Origin of the sequence: Bordetella genomosp. 10, from assembly GCF_002261225.1 — a bacterium.
Taxonomy (GTDB): Bacteria; Pseudomonadota; Gammaproteobacteria; order Burkholderiales; family Burkholderiaceae_B; genus Bordetella_C.
This window is the reverse complement of sequence record NZ_NEVM01000005.1, coordinates 877067-889820: the sequence shown is the minus strand read 5'-3', so window position 1 is coordinate 889820 and position 12754 is coordinate 877067. Positions and strand designations below refer to the sequence as shown.

The 12754-nt window shown below is 68.2% G+C and carries 12 protein-coding genes; 11 read left to right on the top strand and 1 reads right to left on the bottom strand.

Annotated features, from left to right (window positions below):
• Positions 1–15: 15 nt before the first annotated feature.
• Positions 16–1662 (bottom strand): electron transfer flavoprotein-ubiquinone oxidoreductase, encoded by a 1647-nt coding sequence (locus tag CAL29_RS20230; protein ID WP_179284119.1) that lies wholly within the window; start codon positions 1660–1662, stop codon positions 16–18.
• Between the two features lie 161 nt (positions 1663–1823).
• Here CAL29_RS20230 and CAL29_RS20225 point away from each other — a divergent pair, with 161 nt between their 5' ends.
• The 11 genes from CAL29_RS20225 to CAL29_RS20175 all read left to right on the top strand — a co-directional run bounded on the left by CAL29_RS20225 (position 1824) and on the right by CAL29_RS20175 (position 12720).
• Positions 1824–2321 carry an acyl-CoA thioesterase gene (locus CAL29_RS20225; RefSeq protein WP_094854820.1) on the top strand — a complete coding sequence of 166 codons (498 nt, stop codon included), beginning with the start codon at positions 1824–1826 and terminating at the stop codon, positions 2319–2321.
• A 179-nt stretch (positions 2322–2500) separates the two neighbouring features.
• Positions 2501–3484, top strand: a complete 984-nt coding sequence (locus CAL29_RS20220) for a Bug family tripartite tricarboxylate transporter substrate binding protein (protein ID WP_179284118.1) — start codon at positions 2501–2503, stop codon at positions 3482–3484.
• A 22-nt stretch (positions 3485–3506) separates the two neighbouring features.
• Entirely contained in the window at positions 3507–4517 is a 1011-nt protein-coding gene (locus CAL29_RS20215; RefSeq protein ID WP_094854818.1) for a LysR substrate-binding domain-containing protein, read from the top strand.
• Positions 4518–4602: 85 nt separating this feature from the next.
• Entirely contained in the window at positions 4603–5409 is an 807-nt protein-coding gene (locus CAL29_RS20210; RefSeq protein ID WP_094854817.1) for an aspartate dehydrogenase, read from the top strand.
• Positions 5410–5659: 250 nt separating this feature from the next.
• Positions 5660–6361, top strand: coding sequence for a CoA transferase subunit A (locus tag CAL29_RS20205; protein ID WP_094854816.1), 702 nt, complete (start codon positions 5660–5662; stop codon positions 6359–6361).
• A gap of 12 nt (positions 6362–6373) precedes the next feature.
• Positions 6374–7030: a CoA transferase subunit B gene (locus CAL29_RS20200; protein ID WP_094854815.1), complete on the top strand. Its 657-nt coding sequence runs from the start codon at positions 6374–6376 to the stop codon at positions 7028–7030.
• A gap of 93 nt (positions 7031–7123) precedes the next feature.
• Entirely contained in the window at positions 7124–7891 is a 768-nt protein-coding gene (locus CAL29_RS20195) for an endonuclease/exonuclease/phosphatase family protein (RefSeq protein WP_094854814.1), read from the top strand.
• A gap of 112 nt (positions 7892–8003) precedes the next feature.
• Complete coding sequence (gene clsB / locus CAL29_RS20190) at positions 8004–9344, top strand: cardiolipin synthase ClsB (RefSeq protein WP_256977615.1); 1341 nt, start codon at positions 8004–8006, stop codon at positions 9342–9344.
• The gene (locus CAL29_RS20185) at positions 9325–10467 is read left to right on the top strand and encodes a lysylphosphatidylglycerol synthase domain-containing protein (protein ID WP_179284117.1); all 1143 of its coding nucleotides are present in this window, start codon (positions 9325–9327) and stop codon (positions 10465–10467) included. The genes clsB and CAL29_RS20185 overlap by 20 nt, the downstream gene beginning before the upstream one ends.
• A 388-nt stretch (positions 10468–10855) precedes the next feature.
• Positions 10856–11743 (top strand): MurR/RpiR family transcriptional regulator, encoded by an 888-nt coding sequence (locus CAL29_RS20180; protein ID WP_094854812.1) that lies wholly within the window; start codon positions 10856–10858, stop codon positions 11741–11743.
• Positions 11740–12720 carry an isoaspartyl peptidase/L-asparaginase family protein gene (locus CAL29_RS20175; protein ID WP_094854811.1) on the top strand — a complete coding sequence of 327 codons (981 nt, stop codon included), beginning with the start codon at positions 11740–11742 and terminating at the stop codon, positions 12718–12720. Before CAL29_RS20180 ends, CAL29_RS20175 begins: the two co-directional genes overlap by 4 nt.
• Positions 12721–12754: the final 34 nt, after the last annotated feature.

Here is a 12754-nt window from a genome sequence, read left to right as displayed (position 1 = left end):
GGCGGCGGCCCCGGCCTACATGCCGCTGTAGACGGGGCCTTCGCCCCCCTGCGGCGCCACCCACACGATGTTCTGCGTGGGGTCCTTGATGTCGCAGGTCTTGCAGTGCACGCAGTTCTGCGCGTTGATCTGCAGGCGGTCGGCGCCGTGATCGTCCTTGACGAATTCGTACACGCCGGCGGGGCAGTAGCGCGCCTCCGGCCCGCCGTACTTGGCCAGGTTGACGGCCACGGGGATGGTGGGATCCTTCAGCGTCAGGTGGACGGGCTCGTTCTCGTCGTGGTTGGTATTCGAGATGAATACCGAACTGAGGCGGTCGAAGGTGAGCTTGCCGTCCGGCTTGGGATAGTCGATGCGCGCGCATTCCGAGGCCGGCTGCAGACAGGCATAGTCGGGCTTGGTGCGATGGATGGTCCAGGGCATCTTGCCCTTGAGCAGCCACTGCTCGATGCCGGTCATGATCGTGGCGACGGTGCGCCCCTTCTTGAACCACTGCTTGAAATTGCGCGCCTTGTTCAGTTCGGCGTGCAGCCAGGAGGACTGGAAGGCGGCCGGGTAGGCGGCCAGTTCGTCCTGGCGGCGGTCCGCCACCAGCGCGTCGAAGGCGGCTTCGGCGGCCATGGCGCCGGTCTTGATGGCGGCGTGGCTGCCCTTGATGCGCGAGGCATTGAGGAAGCCGGCCTCGCAGCCCACCATCGCGCCGCCTGGGAACACCAGCTTGGGCAAGGCCAGCAGGCCGCCGGCGGTGATGGCGCGCGCGCCATAGGCGATGCGCTTGCCGCCCTCGAAGGTGGGGCGGATGGCCGGATGCGTCTTGTAGCGCTGGAATTCCTCGAAGGGCGAGAGCCAGGGATTGGCGTAATCCAGGCCCACCACCATGCCCACGGCGACCAGGTTGTTGTCCAGGTGATAGAGGAAGGAGCCGCCGTAGGTGTCGGCGTCCAGCGGCCAGCCGGCCGTGTGCACCACCAGGCCCGGGCGCGATTGCGCCGGGTCGACTTCCCACAATTCCTTCAGGCCGATGCCGTAGGCCTGCGGGTCGCAGTCCTTGTCCAGCTTGTAGCGGGCGATCAGTTCGCGGCCCAGTTGGCCGCGCGAGCCCTCGGCGAAGAGGGTATAGCGGGCCAGCAGCTCCATGCCCGGCTGGTACTGGTCGGTGTGGCTGCCGTCGCGCGCCACGCCCATGTCGCCGGTGTAGACGCCGCGCACGGCGCCCTGTTCGTCATACAGCACGCCGGCGGCGGCGAAGCCCGGGAAAATGTCCACGCCCAGGGCTTCGGCCTGTTCGCCCAGCCAGCGCACCACGTCGCCCAGGCGCACGATGTAGTTGCCCTTGTTGTGGAAGCATTCGGGCAGCAGCCAGTCCGGCGTCTGGCGCGCGCCGGTATTGCTGAGAAAAAGGAATTTGTCCTCGGTGACGGCTACCGTCAGGGGGGCGCCTTTTTCCTTCCAGTCGGGAATGAGTTCGGTCAGCGCGCCGGGGTCCATGACCGCGCCGGACAGGGTATGGGCGCCCAGTTCGGCGCCTTTCTCCAGCACACAGACGCTGACCTCGTGGTTTTTCTCTGCCGCCAACTGCTTCAGGCGGATGGCCGCGGCCAGGCCGGCGGGGCCGCCCCCCACGACGACGACGTCGTATTCCATGCTTTCGCGTTCTGACATGCGCTTTTGCCCCTCTGTTTTCCTGGCGAAGAATGCCGCGCTCCGGCGGCGTTTGCTGGAAGTATGATCCAGGCTCAACCCTCGATTGTATTGCAGCCGCGAACACGCCCGCGCCCATCGCGCCGCGCCGGGGCGCCGCGGCGATATTCCGCCAGGTTTTCATGTCAGATTCCCTTTCCGATTGCCTTTCAGACACTGACCCGGACGCCGCCCGGACCGCCTCCGCGGCGGCCCCGTCCGCCGTCCTGGCGCCCGGCGCCAGCCACGTCGCCGAACTGCCCTTGCGCTGGGGCGATTCCGACGCCCTCAACCACCTGAACAACACCCTGTATTTCCGCCTGATGGAGGAAGCGCGCGTGCAGATCCTGTATGCCGCCGGGTTGCGGGTGCCGGGCGGCGACGGCCCCATCCTGGCGCACGCGTCCTGCGATTTCCTGCGTTCGCTGACCTATCCGGCCACCGTGCGGGTGACGCACGTGGTGACCCGCGTCGGGCGCTCGAGCATGGAGCTCGAACTGTTGCTGGAGAAGGTCGGCGACGACAGCGGGCCCTATGCGCGAGGGCGCAACGTGCTGGTCTGGATGGACAACACCGCCAATCGCTCCGCCCCCTGGCCGGCGGAGACGCTGGCCGCGCTGGCGCGGGTCATGCGGCCTTAGGCTGGCGCCCCACGATGGTGCGCATGAACCGGGCCCGTGCATGAGTTTTACTCGCGCCGGCCCGCGCAATTAATCGTTTGCCTGGCGTTTCCCGCCGCTCGTAGACTTCACGCTGTCCCCTGGCCGCGCCGGCGCGGCGGGCATGCCCCTACCACCGCGGAGCCCAGCAAATGCGTGATGTGCAACGATCCAGACTGGGCCTCGTGGCCATGTTGTGCGCGGCATGGCTGGGGCTCGCGCCCGCCGCCGCGCGGGCGCAGGCGACCGACGATTACCCGTCGCGGCCGATCCGCGCGGTGGTGCCTTTCCCCGCGGGCGGCATCAACGACATCGTGGCCCGTGTGACGTTCAAGGCCCTGGGCGATAAGCTGAACGCCAGCATCGTCATCGAGAACAAGCCGGGCGCCGGCGGGACCATAGGCACGGTGAGCGCCATCAACAGCCCGGCCGACGGCTACACCATCCTGCTCGGCGCGGCCAGCACCATGGCGGTGGCGCCCCATCTGTACCGCAATCCGGGCTACACGGCCGCGGACCTGACAGCCGTCGGCGGCATCGCCTCGGTGCCCAGCGTCGTCATCGTGTCGGCCGATTCGCCGTATCGGACATTCGCCGACCTGGTGGCGGCGGACAAGGCCAGGCCGGGCTCGCTGGACTACGGCTCGGCGGGTTTCGGCACCAGCCACCATATGCAGGCGGAAATGCTCAATATCCGCGCCGGCACACATTTCCGCCATATTCCGTACAAGGGCGGGGCGCCCGCGACGGTGGACCTGATCGGCGGCCAGATTGCCCTGCTGGTCGATCCCTTGCCCACTACCCTGGGCAACGTCAAGGCCGGCCGCGTGCGGCCGCTGGCCATCACCACCGACGTCCGCTCGGCGACGTTGCCCGATGTGCCGACGCTGAAGGAGCTGGGGGTCGACTACAATGCCAGCACCTGGTTCGGCCTGTTCGTGGCCAAGGATACGCCGGCCCCGATCGTGGCGAAGCTGGGCAAGGCCTTGTCGGCCGCGCTGGCCGATCCGGCGCTACAGAAGGACTTCCGCGCGCACGGCATCGATCCCTTGCCGCTGGCGCGGCCCGCGTTCACGGACTACGTGCGCGCCGAAAACCAGACCTGGGCGGGCGTCATCCGCGACGCCCATATCGAAATGCAGTAATCCCCCTGGAGCCCATGCGGCCATGGCCGTGACGCGCAGCTTGCCACCCTTGTCCTCGGTGCGCTCTTTCGAGGCCGCGGCACGGCACGGCTCCTTCACGCTGGCCGCCGACGAACTGGCGGTGACCCAGGGCGCGGTCAGCCTGCAGGTGCGCAAGCTGGAAGCCTATCTGGGCAAGAAGCTGTTCCTGCGCCACCCGCGCAGGGTCGAGCTGACCGCCGATGGCGCGGCCTATTTCGAAGCCTGCCGGCGGGTGCTGGCGGACCTGGAAAACGCCACGCGGCGCATGCGCAGCCGCGACCGCAACGAACTGTTGATCATCAGCACCATTCCGACGATAGGGCAGCTTTGGCTGATGCCCCGGCTGGCGTCCTTCACCGACGCGCACCGGCACATCGAGGTGCGTGTGGTCTCCGATATCCGGCCCCTGGACATGCAGGCCGACGGCATCGACGCCGCCATCCGGGTCGGGCCGCTGGCCGGCCGCCACTATGCGCGCGACCTGCCGGGCATAGACCTGACGCTGGTGCAGCGCTGGGAAGGTGTCTGCGCGGACTACCTGTTCGACGACGTGATGGTGCCGGTGATGTCGCGCCGGCTGTACGAGCAGGGCGGCCCGATCGACAGCCTGGCCGACCTGGCCGCCTTCGAGCTCATCCACACGGCCAGCCGGCCCAATGCGTGGCGCGACTGGCTGCGCGCGCAGGGCGCGGGGCTGCCGCGCCGGCGCGCCAACCTGGAGGTCGGGCATTTCTACATCGCCTTGCGCGCGGCGCAGGAGCACAAGGGCATCGCCCTGGTGCCGGACGTGCTGCTGGACGGCTATCCGGGCCGCGGCGAGCTGGTCGTGCCGTTCCGGCCGGCGCGGCCGGTCAAGAGCGCCGGGGAGTACTACCTGTTGATCCAGGACGCGGTGCGGGAACGCCCCGCCATCCGGACTTTTCGTGCCTGGGTGCTGGAGCAGGCGCGCGAGTTCGCCGGGGCGATCTCCGCCGCGCCCATGAGCGCCGATGGGGCTGGCGCGCAAAAATAATCGTTTGCCGCGCGCGCCGGCACCCGTCTAGGATGGGCGCGGCATGGCGGCGAGACCGTTCACCGCTTTTTCGACAAGGATGTAAATGAACCGGATTCGAGTGGGTATTGCTGGGTTTGGCGCTATCGGGCAATCGGTGGCGAAGTCGCTGGACGCGGGCGTGGTGCCCGGCCTGGCGTTGGCGGCCATCGCCGTGCGCGATCCCTTGCGCCACGCCGCCATGGCGTGGCAGGGCCAGGCGCCGCTGTTCACGACCATAGACGGCCTGGAGCCCTTGTGCGACGTGGTGATCGAATGCGCGCCGGCGGCGGTCTTCGGCCAGATCGCCAAGCCCATTCTGGGCACCGGCAAGAAGCTGGTGGTGCTCAGTTCGGGCGCCTTGCTGTCGCATCCGGAACTGATCGAACTGGCGCGCGCCAAGGGCGGCCAGATCCTGGTGCCGTCGGGCGCCGTGCTGGGCCTGGACGCCCTGACCGCGGCGGCCGAGGGCGTCATCCACTCGGTCACCATGATCACGCGCAAGCCGGTGCGCGGGCTGTTGGGCGCTCCCTATCTGGAAAAGAACGGCATCGATATCTCCGGCATCACCGAGCCGACGCTGGTGTTCCGCGGTACGCCACGAGAGGCGGCGGTGGGCTTTCCCGCCAACCTGAACGTGGCGGTCAGCGTGTCGCTGGCCGGCATCGGGCCGGACCGCACGACCCTGGAGATCTGGGCCGATCCGCACCTGGAGCGCAATACGCACCGCGTGGTGGTGGATTCCGATTCAGCCTCGTTCTCGATGGAAATCCAGAATATCCCGTCGGAGAATCCCAAGACCGGCCGCATCACGGCGCTGAGCGTGCTGGCGGTGCTGCGCAAGCTCGGCGGGCCTCTGCGCGTGGGGACTTGAGGGACGGCGGGCCGGCCCGCCCGGCGCTGCATCCTCCGGATTCGCAGAACACCTTTCCACGCCGCCGGTTTTCGCATTGCGGCATTCCCCCGTAAAATCGACCGCGCCCATCGGCTGCCGCGCGCAAGCGGCCGGCCGATGCAAAGACGTGCTGGACCAATAACACCAATCCGGCCGCCCGCGCCGGGCCCTGCGGGGATGCGGCGGGAACGGGACAGGCCGGTTTACTGACCTTACTGGAGTTGGAGCGATGGACAAGGTTTATGCGAGCGCCGCCGAGGCGCTGGCCGGCGTCGTCAAGGACGGCCAAATGATCGCCGTGGGAGGGTTCGGGCTGTGCGGCATCCCGGAAGCGCTGATCGCCGCTTTGCGCGACTCGGGCGTCAAGGGGCTGACCTGCATCAGCAACAACGCGGGCGTCGACGGCTTCGGCCTGGGGCAGTTGCTGGCCACGCGCCAGATCCGCAAGATGATCGCCTCCTACGTGGGCGAGAACAAGGAGTTCGAACGCCAGTTCCTGGCCGGCGAGCTGGAGCTGGAATTCACGCCGCAGGGCACGCTGGCGGAAAAGCTGCGCGCCGGCGGCGCCGGCATTCCGGCTTTCTTCACGCGCACCGGCGTGGGCACGCTGGTGGCCGAAGGCAAGGAAATCCGCGAATTCGACGGCCAGCAATACGTGATGGAGCGTTCGCTGGTGCCGGACGTGTCGCTGGTGAAGGCGCATATCGCCGACCGCAGCGGCAACCTGGTGTTCCGCAAGACCGCGCGCAACTTCAATCCCAACGTGGCGCAGGCCGGCAAGATCACCATCGTGGAAGTGGAAAAGGTAGTGAACACGGGCGACCTGGATCCGGACCAGATCCATCTGCCGGGCATTTTCGTGCACCGGATCGTGGTCAACGCGAATCCGGAAAAACGCATCGAACAACGCACCATCCGCCCCGCCGCGTAAGGAGAACACATCATGGCATGGTCCCGTGACGAAATGGCCGCGCGCGCCGCGCGCGAGCTGCAAGACGGTTTTTACGTGAACCTGGGCATCGGCTTGCCCACCCTGGTCGCCAACCACGTGCCGGCCGGCGTCGAAGTCTGGCTGCAATCGGAAAATGGCTTGCTGGGCATCGGCCCCTTCCCCACGGAAGCGGAAGTCGACGCCGACCTGATCAACGCCGGCAAGCAGACGGTGACGACGCTGCCGGGCTCGTCGATTTTCTCGTCGGCCGATTCCTTCGGCATGATCCGCGGCGGCAAGATCAACCTGGCCATCCTCGGCGCGATGCAGGTGTCGGCCAAGGGCGACCTGGCCAACTGGATGATTCCCGGCAAGATGGTCAAGGGCATGGGCGGCGCGATGGACCTGGTGGCCGGCGTCGGCCGCGTGGTCGTGCTGATGGAGCACGTGGCGCGCAAGAAGGACGGCACCGAAGACCTGAAGCTGCTGCCCGAGTGCAACCTGCCGTTGACCGGCGTGGGCGTGGTCGACCTGATCATCACCGACCTGGGCGTGATCGAGGTCACCGACGACGGCCTGAAGCTGGTCGAACTGGCGCCGGGCGTGACGGTCGAGGAAATCAAGGCCAAGACCGGCGCGCCGCTGGATACGGGCAAGATCGCGGCCTGAGCGGCGAGGGGAAGCCCACCCCGTACCCGCTGCGCGGCCTGCCGGGCACGGGGCTTGCTTTACCCGTCGGTCTTATAACGATCGCGGGAATCCATGTCCGGCTTGAACGGGGACGCCCCCCTTTCTCTCAAACTCCTGACGGTGAACGCCCATAAGGGCTTCACCTTCTTCAATCGCAAATTCATCCTGCCCGAATTGCGCGACGCCGTCCGGGCCGTCGGGCCGGACCTGGTCTTCCTGCAGGAAGTGCTGGGCGCGCACGAGGGGCATGCCGCGCGCTTCGCCGGCTGGCCCGCGACCTCGCAATACGAATTCCTGGCCGACAGTATCTGGGCCGATTTCGCCTACGGGCGCAATGCCGTATATCCGCAAGGCCACCACGGCAACGCGGTGCTGTCGAAGTTTCCCATCGTGCACGCCGAGAATATGGACGTGTCGGTGGACGGGCACGAAAAGCGCGGCCTGCTTCATTGCGTGATCGAGCCGCCGGGGCGGCCCCAGGTGCATGCCATTTGCGTGCACCTGGGCTTGCAGGAGGCGCACCGGCAGCGCCAGCTCAATCTGCTGTGCGCGCGCATCGAGCGGGAAATCCCGCGCGGCCATCCCGTGCTCATCGCCGGCGACTTCAACGACTGGCGGCTGCGCGCGCACGGCAAGCTCAGCCGCTGCGCCGGCCTGGAGGAAGTGTTCGTCAGCACGCAGGGCGTGGCCGCGCGGACCTTTCCCGCGCGCTGGCCATTGCTGCGGCTCGACCGCATCTACGTGCGCAACATCGGCCGCTTCCGCCCCCTGGCGCTGGCCACGCGCCCCTGGATGCACCTGTCCGACCACGCGCCGCTGGCGGCGGAGGTGGAGCTATGAGGGAGCAGGGAAGTCCCAAGCGCGCATTCTCTCTCGGGGAGGCGATCGCGCAGCGACAGGAGGGCACATCGATGAGCCTATCGGGCCGTCTCAAGCGACAGGAGGGCATATCGTGAGCGTGCGCTGGATACCGGGCAATGACTTCAAGCTGCTGGAAAACGGCGAAGCGTTTTTTCCGCGCGTGATCGAGGCCATCGGCGAGGCCCGCGACGAGGTGCTGGTCGAGACCTTCATCCTGTTCGACGACAAGGTCGGCCAGGCCCTGCGCCAGGCCTTGATCGACGCGGCCCGGCGCGGCGTACGCGTCAACCTGCTGGTGGACGGCTTCGGCTCGGAAGGCCTGTCCGACGCCTTCATCGGCGGCATGACCGACGCCGGCGTGGTGATCCAGGCCTTCGACCCGCGCGCCCGCGTGCTCGGCCTGCGGACCAACGTCTTTCGCCGCATGCACCGCAAGATCGTGGTCGTCGACGGCCGGCTCGCCTTCGTCGGCGGCATCAATTATTCGGCGGATCACCTGGGCGATTTCGGGCCCCAGGCCAAGCAGGACTATGCGGTGGAAGTCCATGGCCCCATCGTCGGCGAAATCCATCGCTTCGCCTTGAACGCGCTGGAGCCGCCGCGCCGCCGCCGCTGGTGGAGCAAGCGCTCGCACGCGGCCGCCAATCCGCCGCAAGCGGGATCGGCCGAAGCCATGTTCGTGGTGCGCGACAACCATCGCCACCATACGGACATCGAACGCCACTACCGGGCCGCCATCCGCCTGGCGCGGCGCGACGTCATCATCGCCAATGCCTATTTCTTCCCCGGCTACCGCCTGCTGCGCGAACTGCGCAACGCGGCCCGGCGCGGCGTGCGCGTGCGCCTCATCCTGCAAGGCGAGCCGGACATGCCCATCGCCAAGCTGGCCGCGGGCATGCTGTACGACTACCTGACCGCGGCCGGCGTGCAGATCCATGAGTACTGCGAGCGGCCCTTGCACGGCAAGGTCGCCAGCGTGGACGATACCTGGGCCACGGTGGGCTCCAGCAATCTCGATCCGCTGAGCCTGTCCTTGAACCTGGAAGCCAACGTGATGATCCGCGACCGCGAATTCGCCGGCGTCCTGAACGAGCGGCTGGAATGGCTGATCGCGCATCATTGCCGCCAGCCGGAGCCGGCGCCGCTGGGCAGCCGCAAGCTGCGCCGCCTGTTCTTCGGGGTGTTCGTCTATCACTTCCTGCGCCGCTTTCCTTCGTGGACCGGCTGGCTGCCGGCGCACAAGCCCAGGCTGCAACCCTGGCGGCCGAAAGCATCGGCCGGGCCGGCAGATCCGGTCATCCAGGCCGATGCCGACGCCTCGGCGGCTGCGGAAACCCCGTACGCGGAATCGGCTGGGCGGCCCCATGAAAAGCAGTCGATGCAGGACGACGGCGCGATGGACGGAGGGCGGCATGCGCAACGAACGGCATGAGCGCGCCGGGCCGCCCCAAGCGCGAATCGGCGCGGGGACGGGCGGGCACGGCCGTCGTCGCGCCGCCGGCCTGCGCCGTCATTGGCCGCTGTTACGCAAGATCTTCTTCATCGCCTTCGCGCTGCTGGTCATCGGCTTGTTGGCCGACCAGGCGCGCCACGTCGAGTGGGACAAGGTGCTGGGCGCGGTGCAGGCCTACACCTGGCCGGTGCTGCTGCGCGCTGCGGGGCTGTCGCTCCTGAGCTACCTGATCTATAGCTGCTTCGACCTGCTGGCGATTCCCTACCTCGGCCACATGATCCCGCCGCTGCGGGTCATGGCGGTCGGCATCGTCGCCTATGCCTTCAACCTGAACATGGGATCGCTGGTGGGCAGCGTCGGCTTCCGTTTCCGCTTGTACCTGCGCCTGGGGCTGGCGGCGGGCGAGATCACCCGCATCATCGGCCTGAGCCTGACCACCAACTGGCTGGGATATCTCTGGGTCGCGGGCGGGATATTCGCCTGGGGCGGCTTGCCCATCCCCGACAACTGGAGCATCAGCGGCTATGCCCTGCGCGGCATCGGCGTGGCCATGGTGGCGGCGGCCGCCGCCTACGTGGCGCTGTGCGGGCTGTCGCGCCGGCGGGCGTGGTCGGTGCGCGGGCACGAAATCGAGCTGCCCGCGTTCAAGATCGCCGTGGCGCAGAGCCTGCTGGGCGGCGCCTGCTGGGTGTCGATCGGCCTGGTGGTGTGGTCGCTGATGCGCCACGACGTGTCGTTCCCCTTCGTCCTCGGCGTGCTGCTGCTCAGCGGCATCGCGGGCGCGGTGACGCATATTCCCGGGGGACTGGGCGTGGTCGAGGCGGTTTTCGTCGCCATGCTGGGCGGCAAGGTGCCGCACTACGAGATCATCGGCACCTTGCTGGCCTATCGCGCCGTGTACTACCTGGGGCCGTTCGCGCTGGCCGCCGTGCTGTATTTCTTCCTGGAGGCCCGCTTGCCGAAGCTGGCGGAGAAGGACGAGGCCGAGGCGGAAGGCGACGCCGGCGCAGCGCCGCCACGGACCGGCGCCGGGGGCGAAGGGGCAGGGGAGCGTGGCGAAACGAAAACGCGCGAGGCGCGGATGCACGCCATGCGGCCCTGAACCCTTCCGGCTTCATCTGGACGTCTACAGTCCTCAAAATCCACCTATTTCACCCAATCAATCCGGAAATCTAAATCTGCAAGCCGCCGTGACGCCAAGGGAGGCCCACCCCCTACCCGCTTCGCGGGCCCCCTCAAGGGGGCGGCGTTGGCGGACCGGCAAAGCCGGCTCCGCTACGCCCTGGATGGGCACCGAAGCTTATGCCCGGCCTTTTTTGCCGCCGGGCCGCCCCAAGGCAAAAACGCGGCAGCAAGCGGCGTAAGCCGCGCGGCGTGGGGGCGTTTTTTGGGGTTTACCCCGACTTTGAAAATTTATTTTCTTAATTAAAATTATGCCGTAATTAAATTTACATCCTGTCCTGAGAGCCTTACCCAAGTTGGATGCCCCCTTGAACGACGCGCCCGTCGCCTCCATTGCCGAACGCATTGCCAGCGTCCAGGACACGATGAGCCGCGCCCAGCACAAGCTGGCCGAGTACGTGCTGGCGCACCAGTTCCGCGCGGCGACCATGACCATCGACGAGTTCGCCGCCGCCAACGGGGTGTCCATCGCCACCGCCAACCGTTTCGCGCGCACGCTGGGCCTGCCCGGCTACGCCCAGTTCCGCGCCGAGCTGGCGCGCGGGTTCGAATCGGCGCTGGCGCCGGTGGAAAGGCTGCGCACCCAACTGGCCCAGCCGGCCAGCGCGGCCGACGTGTTCGCCACCTCGCTGCGCGAGGACGCGCGCAATATCGAGCGCACGCTTCAAACGATGGACCCGCGCGTGATCGAGCGCGCGGTCGACGCGGTGCTGGCCGCCGACCGCATCGCCATCGTCGGCTTCGGCGCCAGCGGCTTCCTGGCCGGCCTGCTGCAGCGCGCGCTGTTCGTGTACCGCGGCTCGGTGGAGTCGCTGGCCACGCCCGCGGGCGTGTCCTGGGCGGCGCGGCAGACCTACCGCCTGACGCCCAAGGACCTGCTGATCCCCATTTCCTTCCCCCGCTACCTGAACGACACCGTGACGCTGGCGACGGCCGCCAAGGCCGCCGGCGTGCAGGTGCTGGCCATGACGGACAAGCCGACCTCCCCGCTGGCGCCCACCGCCACGGTCGGGGCGCTCTACGCCCACAGCGAAAGACAGTACTCGTCCAATTCGGAAGCCGCCGCGCTGTGCCTGATCGAGGCGCTGGGCGCGGCCGTGTCCTACAAGGCCAGGGATTCGATACAGGCGGCGCTGGAAGTGACCCAGTCCGTCATGCCGTGGCTGATCCACGGCGCAGGAGACCGCAAGAGATGAAGCAACAACCCGTTATCGCCATCCACGGCGGCGCCGGCGCCATGTCGCGCGCGGCCATGTCCGCCGAGCAGGAACGCAAGTACATCGACGCGCTGGAAGGCATCCTGCGTGCCGGCCAGGCCGTGCTGGCGCGGGGCGGATCGGCCTTGGACGCCGTCACCGAGGCCGTGCGCCTGCTGGAGGACTGTCCGCTGTTCAACGCCGGCCACGGCGCGGTGTTCACCAGCGCCGGCACGCACGAGCTGGACGCCTCCATCATGGACGGCGCCACGCTGCGCTCGGGCGCGATCGCCAACGTGAACTGCGTGCGCAATCCGGTGCTGGCGGCCCGCAAGGTCATGGAGAACAGCAAGCACGTGTTCTTCGTGGGCGAGGGCGCGCAGGCCTTCGCCCGCGAGCAGGGCCTGGAGATCGTCGATCCTTCCTATTTCTCCACCGAGGCGCGCCGCGAGCAGTTGCTGCGCGTGCAGCGCGAGCAGCCGGACGCCGCGGTGCTGGACCACGACGGCCAGGCCATGGTGGCGCGCGCCCAGCCGGCGCCCGAGCCCATCGACGCCGACCGCAAGTTCGGCACGGTCGGCGCCGTGGCGGTGGACGCCCAGGGCAACCTGGCCGCCGCCACCTCGACCGGCGGCATCACCAACAAGCAGGTCGGCCGCGTCGGCGACGCGCCGCTGATCGGCGCGGGCTGCTATGCGGCCAACGCCACCTGCGCGGTGTCGACCACCGGCACCGGCGAGATGTTCATCCGCATGGTGGCGGCCTACGACGTGGCGGCGCAGATGGAATATGGCGGCGCCACGCTGGAGCAGGCCGCGCATGCCGTCATCCATGAAAAGCTGCCGCGCATCCAGGGCAAGGGCGGCCTGATCGCGGTGGACGCGCAGGGCAACGTGACGCTGCCCTTCAACACCGAGGGCATGTACCGCGGCTACGCCCGCGTGGGCGAGGCCCCGGTGGCTTCGATTTACCGATAAGCGGGCGGCTGGCGGACCCGTCTCCCGTATTGAG